Source organism: Cellulomonas sp. Y8 (genome assembly GCF_008033115.1).
Lineage (GTDB): Bacteria > Actinomycetota > Actinomycetes > Actinomycetales > Cellulomonadaceae > Cellulomonas.
Window position 1 is genome coordinate 2,730,589 of the sequence record NZ_CP041203.1, and the last position, 18,485, is coordinate 2,749,073.

Consider the following 18,485-nt stretch of genomic DNA (forward strand, 5'->3'; position numbering starts at 1 on the left):
CACCCGTACGTCCCCGAACAGGAGCACCCCCGCGTGTCCGACACCACCGGCACCGCCGCCCCGGCTGCGGCGCCCGCCTCCGCCCGCCCCGACGCCGCGCCCGCGCCCGCCGCCCCGCCCGTCCCCGCGATGCCCGTCGTCTCCGACCGGGTCCGCGACCTGCACGCCCGGATGACGCTCGAGGAGAAGCTGGCCCAGCTGGTCGGCTACTGGCTCGACCAGAACGGCACCGTCGCCCCGATGCAGTCCGAGATGGCCGCGGGCCAGAAGGACTCCGGGCAGCTGCCGGAGATCACCCGGCACGGCCTGGGCCACTACACCCGGGTGTACGGCACCCGCCCGGTCGACCCGGTGGAGCGCGCCGCCTGGCTCTGGGCGGAGCAGCGACGGCTGCAGCGGGAGACCCGGCTCGGCATCCCCGCGCTGGTGCACGAGGAGTGCCTGACCGGCCTCGCCGCCTGGCAGGCCGCGACCTACCCGACCCCGCTGGCGTGGGGCGCGTCGTTCGACCCCGAGCTGGTGCAGGAGGCCGCCCGGGCGATCGGCGACTCGATGCGCGAGCTCGGGATCCACCAGGGCCTGGCGCCGGTGCTCGACGTGGTCGGCGACCCGCGGTGGGGCCGCGTCGACGAGTGCATCGGCGAGGACCCGTACCTGGTCGGCACCATCGGCACCGCCTACGTGCGCGGGCTCCAGGAGGCGGGGGTGCACGCCACCCTCAAGCACTTCGTGGGCTACTCGGCGTCGGCGGCCGGCCGGAACCACGCCCCGGTGAGCGCCGGGCCGCGGGAGCTGCTCGACGTGTACCTGCCGCCGTTCGAGATGGCGGTCCGGGACGGCGGCGCCCGCTCGGTGATGAACTCCTACGTCGACGTGGACGGCGTCCCGCTGGCGGCGAGCGCCGAGTACCTCACGGACCTGCTGCGCGAGCAGTGGGGCTTCGACGGCGTCGTGGTCGCCGACTACTTCGCCGTGGCGTTCCTCGAGGTCATGCACCGGGTCGCGGCCGACCGCGGCGAGGCGGCGGCGCTGGCCCTGGAGGCCGGCATCGACGTCGAGCTGCCGACCGGCGACGCGTACCTGGAGCCGCTGATCGAGCGGCTGCGCGCGGGCCTGACCGACGAGCGGCTGGTCGACCGCGCCGTGCTCCGGGTGCTGGCGCAGAAGGAGGAGCTCGGCCTGCTGGACCCGGACGCGTTCGCGGACGAGCCGCCGGCCGAGGTCGACCTCGACTCGCCCCGGCAGCGCGAGCTCGCGCGGCGGCTGGCGCAGGAGTCGGTGGTGCTGCTGGCGAACGACGGCGTGCTGCCGCTCCCGCCCGCGGGCGCCCCGGGTGCACCACGACGGGTCGCCGTCGTCGGCCCGAACGCCGACCGGCCCGAGGCGCTGATGGGCTGCTACTCGTTCGCGAACCACGTGCTCGCGCACCACCCCGGTGTGCCGCTGGGCTTCGAGATCCGCAGCGTGCGCGAGGCGCTCGCGGCGGCGTTCGCGGGCGGAACCGACGGCGCCGACGGCGCCGAGGTCGTGCACGCCGAGGGCTGCGCCGTGGAGGGCGACGACACCTCCGGCTTCGCGGCGGCGGTCGAGGCGGCGACGGGCGCCGACGTGGCGGTCGTCGTGGTCGGCGACCAGGCCGGGCTGTTCGGCCGCGGCACCGTCGGCGAGGGCAACGACGCCGAGTCCCTGGAGCTCCCCGGCGTGCAGCGGCAGCTGGTCGAGGCCCTGGTGGCGACCGGCACCCCGGTCGTGCTGGTGCTGCTGACCGGCCGCCCGTACGCGATCGGCTGGGCGCTGGACGGCGAGGGCCCCCGCCCGGCCGCGGTGCTGCAGGCGTTCTTCCCGGGCGAGGGCGGCGGCGACGCGATCGCCGACGTGGTCACCGGCGCGGTGAACCCGTCCGGCCGGCTGCCGGTGTCGCTGCCGCGGTCCGCGGGCACGCAGCCGTACCGCTACCTGCACCCGGTGCTCGGCGGGCCGTCCGACGTCACGTCGACCGACCCGACCCCGGTGCGGCCGTTCGGCTTCGGGCTCGGCTTCACCGACTTCGCGTACGGGGACCTCGCCGTGGACCCGTCCGTCGACTCGGCGGGCTCGTTCGAGGCCGCGGTGACCGTGACGAACGTCGGTGCGGTCGCCGGCACGGAGACCGTCCAGCTGTACGGCCACGACGTCGTCGCGACGGTGACCCGCCCGGTCGCGCAGCTGCTCGGCTACGCGCGGGTCGACCTCGCGCCGGGGGAGTCGCGCCGCGTGACGTTCCGGGTGCCGACGACGCGGCTCGCGTTCGCCGACCGCCGGCTGACCCGGGTGGTCGAGCCCGGCGACGTGCAGGTGTGGGTGGCGTCGCACGCCGAGGCGGCGGCCCGCTCGGCCGAGGTCGCCGGCACCAACGGCGCGATCCGGATGGCCCGCGCCCGCGCCGAGCGCGCGGTCGCCGGCACCGCCACGGAGCGTCGCGCGGTCGCCGTGACCGGCGGCGTGCACGAGGTGACCGCCGCCGACCCGCGCGTCGTCGAGGTGAAGGTCACCGCCCCGTGACGGCCGTCGCCAACCCGGTGCTCCCGGGCTGCCACCCGGACCCGTCGGTGTGCCGGGTGGGCGACGACTACTACCTGGTGACGTCGACCTTCGAGTACCTCCCCGGCCTGCCGGTGTTCCGCAGCCGCGACCTGGCGCACTGGGAGCCGGTCGGGCACGCGGTGCGGCGCCAGCTCGACCTGTCCGGGCTGCCGTCGTCGAGCGGGCTGTACGCGCCGACGATCCGGCACCACGACGGGCTGTTCTGGGTCGTCTGCACGCTCGTGGACCAGCGGGCCGACGGCGCGGCGGCCGACGAGCGGCGGCCCGGCCTCGGCCACTTCCTGGTGACCGCGGCCGACCCGGCCGGCCCGTGGTCCGAGCCCGCGTGGCTGGGCGGCGACGGCATCGACCCGTCGCTGTTCTTCGACGACGACGGGCGCGCCTGGGTGCTGGCCACCCGCCCCGCGCGGGAGCCGGAGTGGCCGGGCCAGACCGAGGTGTGGCTCCGGGAGCTCGACCCCGTGGCCCGCGCGCTGGTCGGCCCCGAGCACGTCATCTGGACCGGGGCGGTGCGCGGCGCGGTCTGGGCCGAGGGCCCGCACCTGTACCGGGTCGGCGGGGAGTACCTGCTGGTCGCCGCCGAGGGCGGGACCGAGGTGCACCACGCGGTGTGCGTCGCGCGCGCCGACACGGTCGAGGGCCCGTACCGGGGGAACCCGTCGAACCCGGTGCTCACCCACCGGCACCTGGGTCGGGGCGTCGACGTCGTGGCGGCCGGGCACGCCGACCTGGTCGAGGCGCCCGACGGGTCCTGGTGGGCGGTGCTGCTCGCGATGCGCACCTCCGGCGGGTACCACTACCCGCTCGGCCGGGAGACGTTCCTGGTGCCCGTGGCCTGGGAGGACGGCTGGCCCGTGCTCGCGCCCGGCGTGGGCCGGATCCCGCCGGTGGTCGACGTCCCGGCAGTCCCGGGCTGGCCGGGCGACCGGGTGGTCTCCGGCCGGCAGTCCGGGCCGGTGCCGCCCGGCGACCTCCGGTGGACGGCCGTGCGCGCGCTGCCCGAGGACGTCGCGACGCCGGCCGGCGACGGCTGGCACCTGCCCCTGCGCCCCGCGACCCTCGCCGACCTCGACGTGCCCGCCTACCTCGGGCTGCGGCTCGAGCACCCGGACGCCGACCTGGCGGTCCGGGTCGCGGCCGACCTCGTCGAGGGCGAGGAGGTGGCGCTCGCGGTCCGGCAGTCGGAGAAGGACCACGTGCTGCTCGCGGTGACGGCCGGTCCCGCGGGTGCGCGGACCGCGCGGGTGCGGCACGTGCGGGGCGGCGCCGCGGAGCGCGTGCTCGGCGAGGTCGCGCTCGACGGGGCGGCCGACGCCGACCTGACGCTCCGGCTGGAGGCCCGCGGGCCCGAGCTGCGGCTGCTGGTCGCCGCCGGGGACGACGCCCCGGTGCTCGTCGCCACCGCGGACGCCCGGACCCTCGACAGCGTCGCCACCGGCGGGTTCCTCGGGCTCTGGGCGGGCGTGCTCGCCACCAGCGCGGGCCGGGCGACGACGACCGTGGCGCACGTGCGGTCCGTGGTGTACTCGCCCGTGCGCTGACGCACCCGGACGACCGCACCGCCGCGCCCCGGACCACCGACAGGAGACCCGTGTTCCAGGACCTGCCCGAGCCCGCCCTCTGGGACCACGCGAGCGCGCTGGTGGAGCCCGCCGACCTCGACGAGTTCTGGGCCCGCACCCTCGCGGAGAGCCGCCGGCACGACGCGCCGCCCGTGCTCGTCGCGGAGCCGACGCCGCTGACCACGCTCGACGTCTGGGACGTGACGTTCCCCGGCTTCGGCGGCGACCCGGTGCGCGCCTGGTACCGGCGGCCCGCCGGGGTCGTCGGCCCGCTGCCGGTCGTCGTGCAGTACGTCGGCTACGGCGGCGGCCGCGGCGCGCCGTGGGAGAACCTGCTGTGGGCGTCGGCCGGCTTCGCGCACCTGCAGATGGACACCCGCGGCCAGGGCTCCGGCTGGAGCCGCGGCGAGACGCCCGACCCGTGGGGCACCGGCCCGCAGGCGCCCGGCGTGATGACCCGGGGGATCGAGGACCCCGAGACCTACTACTACCGGCGGCTGCTCACCGACGCCGTGCGCGCCGTCGACGCGGCCCGCGCCCTGCCCGGCGTCGACCCGGACCGGGTGGCGGTGGTCGGCGGCAGCCAGGGCGGCGCGATGGCGATCGCGGCCGGCGCGCTCGCCGACGTCTCCGCCGTCGTCGCCGACGTGCCGTTCCTGTGCGACGTCGCCCGGGCCGTCGGGATCACCGACAACCGGCCGTTCGCGGAGGTGGTCGAGTACCTGCGGGTGCACCGCGGCGCGGAGGACCGGGTGCTGCGCACGCTGTCCTACGTGGACGGGGTCGGCCTCGCGCGGCGCGGGCGGGCCCCGGCGCGGTTCTCGGTCGCGCTGATGGACGTGATCGTGCCGCCGTCGACCGTCGTCGCGGCGCACCGCGCGTGGGGCGGGCCGAAGGAGCTGCGGGTCTGGCGGTACAACGGGCACGAGTCCGGCGGGCCGGAGCAGGACCGCGAGGCCGTCGAGTTCGTGGCGCGGGAGCTGGGCGCCGGGCCACACTGAGCGCCATGCCCACGCGCGCGATCGTGTTCCACGGCACCGGCGGCAACCCCGAGAACGTCTGGTACCCGTGGCTGGCCGACCGGTTGGAGGCCCGCGGCTACGCCGTCGAGCGCCCCGCGTACCCGGCGCTCAACGTGGAGCCCGTCGCGACGTTCCTGCCGCGGGTGCTCGCGGCGCACCGGTTCGACGCCGACACCGTCCTGGTCGGGCACTCCGGGGGAGCGGCGCTGCTGCTGGCCCTGCTGGAGCACCTGGACGCCCCCGTGGCGCAGGCGGTGCTGGTCGCGGGGTACTGGCGGCGGCCGGACGACGCCGAGGAGCCGGTGCTGCAGGAGACGTACGACTGGGACCGGATCCGCGCGCACGCCGGCGACCTGGTCTACGTGAACTCGGTGGTCGACCCGTACGGCTGCGACGCGACCCAGGGGCGCGAGCTCCTCGACCGGCTGGGCGGCACCCTCGTCGTCCGCGACGACGGGCACTTCGGGGACTGGGACCAGCCCTACCCGGAGTTCGGCCTGCTGGAGCGTCTGGTGCTCTGACGCGGGCGGCGCGCGGTTCGCGGGTGGCCGCGCGGCCGGTGCGCGGCCCGCGGGTGGCCGCGCGGTGTCCGGGGGATGGCGGTTCCGGGGCGGCTGGGTGCCAGCACCCGGACACGCGGCGCGGACCGCTCACATCCGCGCCGCGGCGGTCGAACATGGCGGTCGACACCCACTGGAGGCCACCATGACCGCGACCCTCGCGCGCCGCCCGCTGCACCCGCTCGACCCCGCCGAGCACGCGCCGTCGTGCACCCGCCCCGGCTGGCACCTCGACACGAGCCCGCTGCGGTTCGGGATGGTCGTCGCGCGCTGCACGCTGTGCGGTGCGGTGGAGTGGCGCGAGCGCTGAGCCGCCTGCGCGTCCCGGGCACGAAGAAGCCCTCGGCCGCGCAGGGGGCAGGCGACCGAGGGCGCTGCCCACTCTAGCCAGGTCCGGCGGCCGGGGCCAACCGGCTCACCCGATCGGACGCCAACGATCCCGACCGGTGGGTCAGCCGTCGCTCGCGGTGAACGACTTCCCCGGCCAGTACGCCCACTCCTCGAAGTGCTCGGCCCGTCCGCCGGCGGCGAACCGCAGCACCCACAGGTCCCGGTACTCCTGCGGCTCGTCGCCGCCGTACCGCACCTCCGCGCGCACGACGGCGTCCGCGCCCTCGACGGCGACTACCTGCGCGTCCAGCGTGAACGGGGTCGGGTCGGGCCAGAACTCCTGCACCGCCGCCAGCCCCTCGAGCGCCGGCTCGTAGGGCGAGCGCAGGTACCGCACGCCGTCGGTGAACAGCGTGCCGAGCGACCCGGCGTCGTCCTCCCGCCACGCCCGCTCGTAGGCGGCGACCCAGCCCATGACGTCGGCGCGGTCCATGCGTCCCCCTCGTGGTCGGTGCAGCCGGACCATCGTGCGCCGCGGTGCGGGGCGGCGTCGAGGGGGCAGGGGCGAGGCGGGCGGCGGTGGCGCGGTCCTCAGGAGACGGGGCCGGTCTCCTCCAGCAGCCGCAGCGCGGCCGTGACCCGGGGGTTGCGCGACGGGTCCGCGTCGATGCCCAGCGTCGCGTAGATGCCGTTGATGTGGTTCTGCACCGACTTCTCGGTGATCCGCAGCGCCTCGCCGATCCCGGCGTTGGACAGGCCCTGCGCCAGGAGGCGCAGCACGGCGTACTGCCGGTCGGTGAGCCGCGAGACGGCCGAGCCGGCGCGCGGCGCGACCCGGTCGAGCAGCGCGGGGTCGAGCGTCGTGCGCCCCTCGGCCGCGGCCCGGACGGCGGCGACCAGCGTGGCCGCGTCGGTCGACGAGGTCTTCGACAGGTACGACCAGCCGGCCGCGACATCCGGGGGCAGGTCGAGGAGCAGGTCCATCGCGTCGTGCGCGGACAGCAGCAGGATGCCGAGGTCGGGCTGGTTCCGGCGCAGCGTCACGCCCAGCGCGATGCCGTTGCCGTCGGGGAGGTCGATGTCGAGCACGGCGACGTCGGCGGCACCGGGCCGCAGCGCGGCGGCGCCCTCCTTGACGGGTGCCCACGGAGGCGACGACGCGCACGTCGTCGGCCGCCCCGAGGGTGAGCTCGAGCATCGACCGGAACAGGGGCTGGTCCTCGACGACCACCACGCGGGTCGTTCGGGCTGCGGAATCGGACATCGCGGACAGTATGGTGGCCCGGCCCGCGGAGCGGGCGACGGCACGCGGACGACCCGCGCCCGGACGACCGCGGGAGGACCGCACGCGATGCCCACGGCCCTGACGCGGGACGCCGCCGCGGTCCGCGCCGACCGCCGCACGCTGCTGCTGGCGGCGGGCACGATCATGACGGTGTTCGCGATCGGGGCGGCCGCGCAGACCGCCTGGGTGTACGGCAACCAGGGCGGGGTGGTGCCGGTCGGCACCCGGATCCTCGCCAACCTGACGGCCGTCGCGTCGATGCTCGTGATCCTGGCGGTGACCGGGGTGTCCCTGCCCCAGCGCGGGCCGCTCGCCGTCGTCGTCGGCGTGCTGAGCGCGGGGGTGACGGCGTCCGGCGTGCGGTTCGCGTTCCAGCTGCTGCTCGACGTCTACGTGGACCCCGTCCCAGCAGGTCATCAGCGCCGAGCTGGCCAGCGGGGCCGTCGTCGCGTGGATCGCGGCCACGATGGGGCTGGTGGCGATGCTGTCCCAGCGCCGGCTGCGCACGGAGGTCGCCGAGCGCGCACAGGCGCGGCTGCAGATCGAGCTGGCGCTCGCCGCGCTGCAGCACGAGGAGGTGCGGGTCCGGCGCGAGGTCGCGGAGGGCCTGCACGGCAGCATGCAGCAGCGGCTGGTCCTGGTGGTCGCCCGGCTCGACGCGCTGGTCGCGGAGCTCGGGGAGGCGGGCGACCGGCGCGCGGTCACCGCCGAGGACGTCGCTCTGCTGCGCGAGGTCCGCGAGCAGATCGAGACCGTGCGCGAGGCCGACGTCCGCACCACCAGCCGGATGCTCTACCCCGAGCAGCTCGAGGTCGGCATGGTCCCCGCGATCCGCGCGCTGCTCGGGCGCATCCCCCGGAGCGTCAACACGCGGCTGGGCGTCTCGGACGAGGTGCGGGTCGTCGACGACCCCGCGGACCCGCGGCTGACCCGCAGCGAGCGGCTGCTGGCCGTCCGCGTCGTCGAGGAGGCGATCAGCAACGCGCTGCGGCACGGCCAGGCGGAGGTGGTCGACGTGCGCGTCTCGCTGGTCGGCGACGCGCTCGAGGTGCGGGTCTCCGACGACGGCCACGGCTTCGGCGAGGACGCGGGGACGCCGTCGGGGACCGCCCGGCTGGCCGACCGGCTGCGGCTGGTGGGCGGCGACCTCCGCGTCACCTCCGTGCCCGGCGACGGCACCCAGGTGGTCGCTCACCTTCCGGTGGAATCGATCCGGGACGCGGCGCTCTGACCTGGGGGGTTCTGTTTTTCACCCACCCGGTTTGTCCGATTCGTCCTGCTAAATGTTGCAAGGTCGGTGTTGACGTGCAGTCACGGGGGTGCTGCCACCCAGGAAGCGCGTTCCAGGGGGTGCTGCGGCGGCCCTAGTGTGCGCGAGCCGCGACCGCCGGGACCCCCTGCTCCGACGACGCGGACCAGCGCCCCCGCCTCCCGGCTCCGCGGGCCGCGCCGGACCCGCCGAGCCGCGCCCGTCCAGGAGTGCCATGTCCGTCGCCACCGCCCCCGCCGTCGCCCCGGCCGCCCCCGCCGCCCCGCGCCGCTCCGTGCGCCGCAAGGTCGTCGCCCTGACCGTCGCCGGCCTCGGCATCGCCGGCCTGGGCCTCGCGTCCGCCGCGCAGCTCAACCTGACCGCCGGCGCGCTCGGCGCGGGCACCACCGTCGTGGCGTCCTGCGACTCCAACGGCGTGGCCGTCGCGTTCACCAACGCGTTCACCGCGTCGGTCAAGGGCTACACGGTCAGCCAGGTCACGCTGAACGACGTCGCCGCCGGCTGCCAGGGCCAGACGATCGGGATCGACCTGCTCAACACGGACCCGACCGACGGCTCGACCGGCGCCTCGGTCAGCCACCTCACCGGCACCGTCCCCCAGGGCGGCGGCAGCGTCACCCTCTCCGTCACCGGCTCGGTGAAGGCGGCCGACGTCAAGGGCGTCGCCGTCGTCATCGCGGGCTGACGCGAGCGCACCATCCACGACCGGCCCGTCGAGGCGGCCGGCGCGGGCAGCACACCTGCCCCGCGCCGGCGCCTCGGCGTGCCCGCGGGCATCCTCCGGCCGCGCCGGCCCGCGCCCGGGGAGCGGGCCCCGCGGAGCCGGCGCGAGCGCGCCCGGAGCGTGCTCGGCTGGGCCGGCACCGCGGTGCTCGTCGGGGTCCTGGTCTGGTTCGGCTGGCCCAGCACCCTGGGCGGCTGCACGACCCTGACCATCGTGTCCGGCCACTCGATGGAGCCCACGTACTACACGGGCGACCTCGTGGTCTCCCGCTGCGGCACGCCCGCCGCCGGCGACGTCGTCGTCTACACCCCGCCCGGGCTCGAGCGCGGCCGGATCATCCACCGGGTGGTCGGCGGCGACGCCGACGACGGCTGGGTGATCCAGGGCGACAACAACGACTTCCTCGACCCGTGGCGGCCGCACGCGGCGGACGTGCTCGGCATCGCCCGGCTGCACGTCCCGGGGCTCGGCCGGGTGGCCTCGATCCTGCTCGACCCGTGGGCGTGGGCGTCGCTGCTCGTCGTCGCCGCGGGGGTGCTGCTGTGGCCGTCGCGCCCGGAGCCGGTCGACGCCGCGGGAGCGGACGCGGTGGCCGTGGGCGGCGCGGACGCCGACGGCGCGAGTGCGGACGCCGTGACCGCGGACGCGGGACCGGCGGCCGACGACGTGCCGACCGCCGAGGGCGCGCGCACGCCCGCGGGGGCGACCCCGTGAGCCCCGCCGCCCGGCGCGCCGCGGCCCCCGTCGTCCTGGTCCTGGCGGTCGTCGCCGTGCTGGCCGCCCTCGCGCTCGCCCCGGCGAGCGCCGCCGGCCTCGCCGTGCGCGGCCCCTCCGTCACGACCGGCAGCGCCGCCCCGTGCGCGGCCACGGCGCTCGCCGCCGCCGCCGGCACCGCGACCGCGTCCGGCACCGCCACCCAGGTGGTGCTGTCCGGCGTCCCGGCGGCGTGCCGCGGCCAGGTCGCCACGCTGCGGCTCTACGCCGCCGACGGCACGGCGCTGGCCACCACCGACGCCTCCGCGACGCTCGCCGCGTCCTCGACCACCGCCGTGGCCGTCCCCTCCTACGCCGCCACCCGCGTGGCGGGCGTCGCCGTCACCGTCGGCACCTGGTCGCTGCCGGTGACCTGGACCGCGCCCGCCGGCACCGCGAGCGGCCCGGTGACACCCGGCTCGGGCACGACCTTCGGCACGCTCACCTGGTCCCAGCTGGCGTCGTCCGGGACCCAGGCCTGCGTCACGGTCGACGTCTCCGGGGCCTCGGGCACCTCCTGGCGGATCGACCTGCACCTCCAGCAGCGGCCGTTCAACGGGGTCGTCTCGGGGTCCGGCCTCTCGGTCAGCCCGTGGTGGGCCGGGGTGCTCGACCCGACGCCCGTCGACGGCGTGGTCTCGGTCGGCGCCCGGCCCGCGCAGGCGGCGTTCGCGACGGCGTCCGCGACCGTGACCATCTGCCACTACGCCCTGCCCGCGCCCGCGTACGACCCGGCCCTCACGTACACCCAGACCGCCGGCGCGGTCACCGGCACGGGCGCCTGGGCGTGCCAGAGCACCACGGTCCGCGTCGCCGGGACCTCGCAGTTCTACGCGGGCTGGCGCGCGGACGTGGACGTCGCGCCGCTGGTCGCCTGGTTCACCGCCCGCGGGATGCGGGCCGACCTCACGACGCTGACCCCGCAGGGCAACTACGCGCTCGCCACCCAGGGGGGCACGACGTACCGCGTCACCCCGACCGCCTGGGACACCTGGGGCGTCCGCGACGACACCCCGCGCACGTTCCAGCTCTGCGCCCGCACCTGACCCCGCGCGCACCTGACGCCGCCCGCACCTGACCCCACGCGCACCTGAGGCCGGGCGCGCGCCCGACCGCCGCGAGCGACCTCGTCCGCGCGCGTCGACAGCCCCGCCGCGCCGCCGGCACCCCTGACCGCCGCCACCGCGAGTGGGTAACCGACACCTCGAGAGGGCATCCAGGGGATAGGCGCTCGACGTGTCGGGTACTCACTCGGCGCGACGGGGTGCGCGCGACGGGGTGCGCGCGCGGGTCCGGGCGAGGGGAGCGCGCGGTGCGGGGCGCCGGTGGCGGGGCGCCGGGTGCGGCGGCGCGGCGGGCGGGTGAGCCGGGCGCCGGGCGTTCGCCCGTCCGGGTGGAGCGCCGCCCCGGATGCTCAACCGCGCGCCCCGCCCGACGATGGGGGCGCCACAGGTCGACGGATCGACCGGGGCACGTCCACGGAGGGGGCGCCGATGGCGCACGAGCACGTCCGGGCCCGCCGCGCGGCGGGGGTCACGCTGGCGTGGCTGGGCTGCGCCGGCCTCGCCGTCTCGATGGCGCGCGCGATGACCTGGGAGGGCGGCGACGACGCCCCCGCGGGCGCGTGCGTGGTCAGCCGGATCTCGGTGGACTACGACGTCGACTACGTCCCGGGCCTCGGCGGCTACGGCGTCGTCGCGACGTCGCTCTCGGACGTGCCGGACGACTGCGCCGGGCGGGAGGTCGCCGTCACGCTGCACGGGTCGGACGACGCGGCGCTCGCGGAGGCGCGCGCGCCGGTGACGGCCCCGACGACCACCGTGCGGGTGCCGGGCGATCCGGTGCCGGTCGAGCAGCTGGGCGGGGTGTCGCTCGCGCTGGTCACGGACGGCGACGCCGGACCGGGCGCGGGGCTGCTGCCCGCCGGCTGACGGTGCGCGCGCCGGCGCCCGGGCCTCAGACCTCGGTCAGCGTCGGCAGCTTCGCCCGCCGGGTGTCGCCGGAGGAGGTGCCGCGCAGGCGCCGGGTCGCCCACGGGTAGGCGTACAGCCGCAGCCACTGCGCGTCCTGGCGCGCCTGCACGGCCCGGGACGGCCGGGGGAGCGGCGTGAGCGGGGAGTCCCAGCCCGGGTCGTCCGGCTCGAGCCCGAGCGCGACCAGCGCCCCCTGCGCGACGCGGGCGTGCGCCTCGGAGGTGAGGTGGATCCGGTCCGGCGCCCACATCCGGATGTCGTGCAGGTGCCGCATGCCCCACAGGTCGAGCACGTGCGCGCCGTGCCGCCGGGCGATGGACCAGATGTGCGCGTTGTAGACGCCGACCCGCGGGCGGGTGGTGGAGACGATCGGCGAGCCGGACGCGTCGAAGCCGGTCGCGAGCAGCACGTCGGCGCCGGTGGCGCGGATCCGGGCGACCGCCTGCTCCAGGCCGTGCGCGAGCCGGTCCGGGTCCGCCGTCGGCCGCAGGATGTCGTTGCCGCCGCCGACGAGGCTGACCAGGTCGGGCTCCATCTCGAGCGCCTCGGGCACCTGGTCGACGACGATCGGCCGCAGCAGCCGGCCGCGGATCGCGAGGTTCGCGTACTGCAGCGGCTCGGCCCCCGCGGCCCGCCGGCGCTCGGACAGCAGCCCGGCGAGCACGTCGGCCCAGCCGCGCACCGGCCCGTCCTCGCCGTGCGGGGTGTCCCACAGGCCCTCGGTGAACGAGTCGCCCACCGCGACGTACCGCCGCCACGGCGGGGCGCCGGCCGGGTCGGGCGTCGTGCCGCCCGGCGTGCTGCGGTGCTGCGTGCTGTCCTGCGTCGGGGCCGTCGCCCCGGCCCCCTCGTGCGTCGTCACCCCCGCAGTGTGCCCCCGCCGCGGCCCGCGGTTCCAGGGAGATCCCCGGCAGGCGTCAGGGAAGCGACCAGTCGACCGGCTCCGCGCCCTGCTCGACGAGCAGCGCGTTCACGCGCGAGAACGGGCGGGAGCCGAAGAACCCGCGGCTCGCGGACAGCGGGCTGGGGTGCGGGCTCGCGACCACCGGGACGTCGCCGAGCGCGGGGGTCAGGGACTGCGCGTCCCGGCCCCACAGCACGGCCACCAGCGGCCCGCCCCGGGCGACCAGGGCCGCGATCGCCCGGTCCGTGACGGCCTCCCACCCGCGGCCGCGGTGCGACGCGGGCTCGCCCGGCCGCACCGTGAGCACGCGGTTGAGCAGCATGACGCCGCGGTCCGCCCAGGGCGACAGGTCGCCGGTGCTCGGCTGCGGCACGCCGAGGTCGGCGCGCAGCTCGGTGAAGATGTTCGCGAGCGACCGCGGCACGGGGCGCACGTCGGGCTGGACGGAGAACGACAGCCCCATCGGGTGCCCGGGGGTGGGGTAGGGGTCCTGCCCGACGACGAGCACGCGCACGTCGGCGAGCGGCCGGGTGAACGCGCGGAGCACGTCCGGGCCGGCCGGCAGGTAGTCGCGGCCGGCGGCGACCTCCGCCCGCAGGAACTCCCCCGCGGCGTGCACCAGGGGCTCGACCGGGGCGAGCGCCTCCGCCCAGTCGGGGGCCACCAGCTCGGACAGGGGTGCGGACGTCACGGGGCCCGAGGCTAGCGGACCCCGGCGGGCGCCCACCGGGGCCCGAGCGCCACCCAGGAGGGTCGCGGGACACCGCCCGGCGAGGAATGACACGCCTGTGATTCCGGCCGTACGATGGCGCCGCACGGACGACGGGCGAGCGGGAGGAACGGGCACCGATGGACGCGACGGCTGAGCGCACTGCCGACCGGCCCGCCCTGGTGGCGGTCGAGGGCGGCGCGGACGACGCGGCGACCGGGCTGTCCGAGCGCGACCGCGAGGTGCTGGCGTTCGAGCGGCAGTGGTGGAAGTACGCGGGCGCCAAGGAGCAGGCGATCCGCGAGCTGTTCGACATGTCGGCGACCCGGTACTACCAGGTGCTGAACGCCCTGATCGACGCGCCCGCCGCGCTCGCGCACGACCCGATGCTGGTCAAGCGGCTGCGCCGGATGCGGTCCACCCGGCAGCGCGCCCGCAGCGCCCGCCGGCTCGGCACCGACGCCTGACCGGCCGGTGACCGGCCGGTGACCGGCACCGCGGCGCGCCGTGCGTGCCGGGGTGGACAGGCCGAGCCGTTAGCCTGTCCGCCGTGACCAAGGCGAGCGACCGGTACCCCGAGGACGAGTTCGACGCCGAGCCGGCGCCCGACGCGCCGATCGGCGTGCACCGTGCACCCCGCACCTGGTGGAGCCGGTGGTGGCCCTTCGTCGCGGTGGTCGTCCTGGTGCCCGCCGTCACGGTCGGCCTCGTCGCGTGGGCGTCGTCCTGGGACGGGCGCCTGCCGGGGTTCGGCGACTCGACGGAGCCCGCCGCCGCGGCGCCGAGCGAGCCGGAGTCGTCCGCCCCCGCCGAGGAGACCCCGGCCACCGAGGACCCCGGCGCCGAGGCCCCGGTGGAGACCGAGGAGCCGCCGGTCGAGGAGGAGCCGGCCCCCACGGCCGACCTCACCACGGACGTGCGGGTGCTCAACGCGTCGAACCGCTCGGGCCTCGCGGCCGGTGCCGCGGGCGACCTCGAGGACGCCGGGTTCACCGCCGTCACGACCGGCAACGGCAACGCCGGCGGGCTGCAGCAGACGACGGTGTTCTACGGGAGCGCCGACCTCGCGCCGACGGCGCAGCAGGTCGCGGACTCGCTCGGCATCACGAACGTGGTCGAGGACGCGGGGACCGCGCCCGAGGGCGTCGTCGTCCTCCTGCTGGCGGACTTCGGGCGCTGACCCCTTCCGCAGGTCGGGGGGCGGGGCTAGTGTCGGCCGCGTCGCGGTGACCGCTCTCCAGAACCGGGGGAGGCCACGGCCCCTGCGTCGCACCGATCACGCCTTCTTCAGGAGCACGCATGTCGCAGGGAACCGTCAAGTGGTTCAACGCCGAGAAGGGCTACGGGTTCATCACCCCGGCCGACGGCGGCCAGGACCTGTTCGTCCACTTCAGCGCCATCCAGACCAACGGGTACCGCAGCCTCGAGGAGGGGCAGTCGGTGGAGTTCGAGGTCGGGCAGGGCACCAAGGGCCCGCAGGCCGAGCAGGTCCGCCCGCTCTGAGCCGGTCCGCGCGCTGAGGCGCCGCCGCGGGACCGGGGCACGCCGTCCCGGTCCCGCGCCCGTCTCCCGGCGCGCGCGGCGTCAGCCGTCGAGCGCCGCCACCGCGAGGACCACGCACGCCGCGGTCCAGGCGAGCGGGGCGACGGCCGCGGGCGACCCGTCCGCGAGCACCTTCTCCGGCAGCGCGCCCATCGTGGTGCGGTGCGCGTCCAGCCAGGTGAGGCGGGCGTGCGCCTGGACGTCGTCGCCGGCGGCGGCCGCGGTCAGCGCGTACAGCGACGTCTGCGGCGTCCACGAGATGCCGTCCTGCCGCCAGCCCGCGCCCGGGGCCAGGCCGCCCGCGGGTCGCGCCATCGCCGCCGCCGACGCCCGCCAGGCGTCCTCCGCCCCGTCGAGCGCCGTCGGCTGGAACGGCGGCAGCACGAACGCGCTCGCCGCGTCGGCCACGCTGCTGCTCGCGTACCGGCCGTAGTCCGAGTCGTCGCCGAACTCGCGCTCGACCGCCGCCCGGGTCCGCTCGGCGGCGTCGCGCGCGTCCTGCGCGGCGGCGTCGTCGCCCAGCAGGTCGAGCACCGGCCCCGCGGCCTCCAGCCCGGCCAGGAGGGGCGCCACCGTGCCGAGGGTCAGCTCGTCCTCGGCGACCTCCCAGTAGTCCGGCGACGCCGGCGGCAGCCCGTCGCCCGCGACCAGCGCGACCGCGTGGGCGGCGCCCCGTCGGACCAGCGGCGCGAGCTCGGCCGCCACCGCCGCCTGCTCCGCCTCGGGCGCGGCGGCCACCACCTGGCCCGCCGCCCACAGCGACCAGCCGGTGCCGTCCGTCTGCGGCGCCCGGTCGTCCGGCACGGCCCCGGAGCCGTCGGGCAGGTACCGGGCCTCGAAGGACCCGTCCGCGGCCTGCACGCGGGTCAGGAATCCCAGGACCTCGCGCGCGTCGGCCAGGTGGCCCGTCCGGGCGAGGGCGACGGCCACGAACGACGCGTCCCGCGGCCACACGTACCGCCAGTACGGCGTCCAGGCCGCGACGGCGGCGCCGCCGTCCTGCACGAGCGTGCGCAGGTCCAGCAGCGCGTCGGTGACCATGCCGGCGTAGGGCCCGTCCGCGCCGGGCACCGTCCCCGCGGCGAGCCACGCGCGCTGCTCGGCGGCGAGGTCGTCGTCGGCGGTCGTCGCGGGGTCGACCTCGACGCGGGTGCCCTCGTGCAGCAGCGGCTGCCCGCCGGCCGGGACGAGCTCCGGGCCGGCCGGCGTCGCGACGACGCCCTCGCTGTACAGGTCGATCGTGCGGGTGCGCGGACCGGTCGCGCCCCAGGCGACCAGCCCCGCCGCGAGGGACGCCAGCACGACGGCGGCGACGAGGGGGCGGCGGTGCATGCCCGGCAGGCTATCCGGCCGGGCGCCGGGGGCGGCCGCGGGTCCGGCGGGCGGCTGTCCGCCGAGGGCGGAGCGCCTTGCACTCGATGGGGTCGAGTGCTAACCATGTGCTTAGCACTCTCGGGTCGAGAGTGACAGAATGACAACCCAGGCCGACCCGGTGAGGTCCGCCGCCCGACGGGACATGACCGCCGGGCCGGCGCGGCCGTCCGTCGCGGGCACCGACCGGCCGAACCACGAGCCAGAGTGAAGGATCGATAGCCCCATGGCCAAGATCATTGCCTTCAACGAGGAGGCCCGTCGCGGCATCGAGCGGGGTCTCAACACCCTCGCCGACACCGTCAAGGTCACCCTCGGCCCCAAGGGCCGCAACGTCGTCCTGGACAAGAAGTGGGGCGCCCCCACGATCACCAACGACGGTGTCTCCATCGCCAAGGAGATCGAGCTCGAGGACCCGTACGAGAAGATCGGTGCGGAGCTCGTCAAGGAGGTCGCCAAGAAGACGGACGACGTCGCGGGCGACGGCACCACCACCGCCACCGTGCTCGCCCAGGCGCTCGTGCGCGAGGGCCTGCGCAACGTCGCGGCCGGCGCCAACCCGATCGCCCTCAAGCGCGGCATCGAGCAGGCCGTCGAGGCCGTCACCGCCGCCCTGCTGGAGCAGGCGAAGGAGATCGAGACCAAGGAGGAGATCGCCGCCACCGCGTCCATCTCCGCCGGCGACACCGCCATCGGCGAGCTCATCGCCGAGGCCCTCGACAAGGTGGGCAAGGAGGGCGTCATCACGGTCGAGGAGTCCAACGCCCTCGGCCTGGAGCTCGAGCTCACGGAGGGCATGCGCTTCGACAAGGGCTTCCTGTCGGCGTACTTCGTGACCGACCCGGAGCGCCAGGAGGCCGTCCTCGAGGACGCCTACGTGCTGCTCGTCGAGTCGAAGATCTCGAACGTCAAGGACCTGCTGCCGCTGCTGGAGAAGGTCATCCAGTCCGGCAAGCCGCTGTTCATCGTCGCCGAGGACGTCGAGGGCGAGGCCCTGGCCACGCTCGTCGTCAACAAGATCCGCGGCACCTTCAAGTCGGTCTCCGTCAAGGCCCCGGGCTTCGGCGACCGCCGCAAGGCGATGCTGCAGGACATGGCGATCCTCACGGGTGGCCAGGTCGTCTCCGAGACCGTCGGCCTCAAGCTCGACACCGTGGGCCTCGAGGTCCTCGGCCAGGCGCGCAAGGTCGTCGTCACCAAGGACGAGACCACGATCGTCGAGGGTGCGGGCGACGCGGCGCAGATCCAGGGCCGCGTGAACCAGATCCGCGCCGAGATCGAGAACTCCGACTCGGACTACGACCGCGAGAAGCTCCAGGAGCGCCTCGCGAAGCTGGCCGGCGGCGTGGCCGTCATCAAGGCCGGCGCGGCGACCGAGGTCGAGCTCAAGGAGCGCAAGCACCGCATCGAGGACGCCGTGCGCAACGCGAAGGCGGCCGTCGAGGAGGGCATCGTCGCCGGTGGTGGCGTGGCGCTCATCCAGGCCGGTGCCGTGGCGTTCGAGAAGCTCGAGCTCGTCGGTGACGAGGCGACCGGCGCGAACATCGTGAAGGTCGCGATCGACGCCCCGCTCAAGCAGATCGCCGTGAACGCGGGCCTCGAGGGCGGCGTCGTGGCGGAGAAGGTGCGCAACCTCCCCGCCGGCCAGGGCCTGAACGCCGCGACCGGCGTGTACGAGGACCTGCTGGCCGCGGGCGTCAACGACCCGGTCAAGGTCACGCGCTCCGCGCTGCAGAACGCGTCGTCCATCGCGGCGCTCTTCCTCACCACCGAGGCGGTCGTCGCCGACAAGCCCGAGAAGTCGGCCCCGGCCGCTCCGGACGCCGGCGGCATGGGCGGCATGGACTTCTGAGTCCCGCCGCAGCGGGGCGCGTGAGCGCTCCGCACCGCGCCTGAA

19 protein-coding genes are annotated in these 18,485 nt (G+C 76.7%); 14 read left to right on the forward strand and 5 right to left on the reverse strand.

Annotated elements, in window-relative coordinates:
• Positions 1–129: 129 nt before the first annotated feature.
• From FKM96_RS12435 to FKM96_RS20725, 5 genes are all read left to right on the forward strand, one after another.
• Positions 130–2,541, forward strand: a complete 2,412-nt coding sequence (locus tag FKM96_RS12435; protein WP_147797096.1) for a glycoside hydrolase family 3 N-terminal domain-containing protein — start codon at positions 130–132, stop codon at positions 2,539–2,541.
• Positions 2,538–4,124 (forward strand): glycoside hydrolase family 43 protein, encoded by a 1,587-nt coding sequence (locus FKM96_RS12440; RefSeq protein WP_147795494.1) that lies wholly within the window; start codon positions 2,538–2,540, stop codon positions 4,122–4,124. Before FKM96_RS12435 ends, FKM96_RS12440 begins: the two co-directional genes overlap by 4 nt.
• Positions 4,125–4,174: 50 nt before the next feature.
• The gene (locus FKM96_RS12445) at positions 4,175–5,146 is read left to right on the forward strand and encodes an acetylxylan esterase (RefSeq protein ID WP_147795495.1); all 972 of its coding nucleotides are present in this window, start codon (positions 4,175–4,177) and stop codon (positions 5,144–5,146) included.
• 5 nt (positions 5,147–5,151) lie between these two features.
• Positions 5,152–5,688, forward strand: coding sequence for an alpha/beta hydrolase (locus FKM96_RS12450; RefSeq protein WP_147795496.1), 537 nt, complete (start codon positions 5,152–5,154; stop codon positions 5,686–5,688).
• 184 nt (positions 5,689–5,872) lie between these two features.
• Positions 5,873–6,037, forward strand: coding sequence for a hypothetical protein (locus tag FKM96_RS20725; protein ID WP_168216972.1), 165 nt, complete (start codon positions 5,873–5,875; stop codon positions 6,035–6,037).
• A gap of 141 nt (positions 6,038–6,178) precedes the next feature.
• Here FKM96_RS20725 and FKM96_RS12455 read toward each other — a convergent pair whose 3' ends face one another.
• Entirely contained in the window at positions 6,179–6,550 is a 372-nt protein-coding gene (locus tag FKM96_RS12455) for a nuclear transport factor 2 family protein (RefSeq protein WP_147795497.1), read from the reverse strand.
• Between the two features lie 98 nt (positions 6,551–6,648).
• Complete coding sequence (locus FKM96_RS12460) at positions 6,649–7,146, reverse strand: response regulator transcription factor (RefSeq protein WP_246854960.1); 498 nt, start codon at positions 7,144–7,146, stop codon at positions 6,649–6,651.
• Positions 7,147–7,823: 677 nt separating this feature from the next.
• Between FKM96_RS12460 and FKM96_RS12465 the strand changes: the two genes are divergently transcribed.
• From FKM96_RS12465 to FKM96_RS12485, 5 genes are all read left to right on the forward strand, one after another.
• A complete protein-coding gene (locus FKM96_RS12465; protein ID WP_246855380.1) occupies positions 7,824–8,573 on the forward strand; it encodes a sensor histidine kinase in 750 nt (249 codons plus the stop codon).
• A 253-nt stretch (positions 8,574–8,826) separates the two neighbouring features.
• The gene (locus FKM96_RS12470; protein WP_147795499.1) at positions 8,827–9,297 is read left to right on the forward strand and encodes a hypothetical protein; all 471 of its coding nucleotides are present in this window, start codon (positions 8,827–8,829) and stop codon (positions 9,295–9,297) included.
• Between the two features lie 78 nt (positions 9,298–9,375).
• Positions 9,376–10,050: a S24/S26 family peptidase gene (locus tag FKM96_RS12475; RefSeq protein ID WP_147795500.1), complete on the forward strand. Its 675-nt coding sequence runs from the start codon at positions 9,376–9,378 to the stop codon at positions 10,048–10,050.
• Positions 10,047–11,135, forward strand: a complete 1,089-nt coding sequence (locus FKM96_RS12480) for a hypothetical protein (RefSeq protein WP_147795501.1) — start codon at positions 10,047–10,049, stop codon at positions 11,133–11,135. The genes FKM96_RS12475 and FKM96_RS12480 overlap by 4 nt, the downstream gene beginning before the upstream one ends.
• A 447-nt stretch (positions 11,136–11,582) precedes the next feature.
• The gene (locus FKM96_RS12485; protein ID WP_147795502.1) at positions 11,583–12,020 is read left to right on the forward strand and encodes a hypothetical protein; all 438 of its coding nucleotides are present in this window, start codon (positions 11,583–11,585) and stop codon (positions 12,018–12,020) included.
• A gap of 25 nt (positions 12,021–12,045) precedes the next feature.
• On the opposite strand, the gene FKM96_RS12490 is transcribed toward FKM96_RS12485, so the two are convergent.
• A complete protein-coding gene (locus FKM96_RS12490; protein ID WP_371300423.1) occupies positions 12,046–12,924 on the reverse strand; it encodes an SGNH/GDSL hydrolase family protein in 879 nt (292 codons plus the stop codon).
• Positions 12,925–12,979: 55 nt separating this feature from the next.
• Positions 12,980–13,657, reverse strand: coding sequence for a uracil-DNA glycosylase (locus FKM96_RS12495; RefSeq protein WP_147795503.1), 678 nt, complete (start codon positions 13,655–13,657; stop codon positions 12,980–12,982).
• 158 nt (positions 13,658–13,815) lie between these two features.
• On the opposite strand from FKM96_RS12495, the gene FKM96_RS12500 reads away from it, so the two are divergent.
• From FKM96_RS12500 to FKM96_RS12510, 3 genes are all read left to right on the forward strand, one after another.
• Positions 13,816–14,142, forward strand: a complete 327-nt coding sequence (locus FKM96_RS12500; RefSeq protein ID WP_147795504.1) for a DUF3263 domain-containing protein — start codon at positions 13,816–13,818, stop codon at positions 14,140–14,142.
• Positions 14,143–14,225: 83 nt separating this feature from the next.
• Entirely contained in the window at positions 14,226–14,855 is a 630-nt protein-coding gene (locus FKM96_RS21960; RefSeq protein ID WP_147795505.1) for a LytR C-terminal domain-containing protein, read from the forward strand.
• A gap of 119 nt (positions 14,856–14,974) precedes the next feature.
• A complete protein-coding gene (locus FKM96_RS12510) occupies positions 14,975–15,178 on the forward strand; it encodes a cold-shock protein (protein ID WP_147795506.1) in 204 nt (67 codons plus the stop codon).
• 81 nt (positions 15,179–15,259) lie between these two features.
• Here FKM96_RS12510 and FKM96_RS12515 read toward each other — a convergent pair whose 3' ends face one another.
• Positions 15,260–16,549, reverse strand: a complete 1,290-nt coding sequence (locus tag FKM96_RS12515) for a glycoside hydrolase family 15 protein (protein ID WP_147795507.1) — start codon at positions 16,547–16,549, stop codon at positions 15,260–15,262.
• Between the two features lie 265 nt (positions 16,550–16,814).
• Between FKM96_RS12515 and groL the strand changes: the two genes are divergently transcribed.
• On the forward strand, positions 16,815–18,440 hold the full coding sequence (gene groL, locus FKM96_RS12520; protein WP_147795508.1) for a chaperonin GroEL: 1,626 nt from the start codon (positions 16,815–16,817) through the stop codon (positions 18,438–18,440).
• The last annotated feature ends 45 nt before the right edge of the window (positions 18,441–18,485 follow it).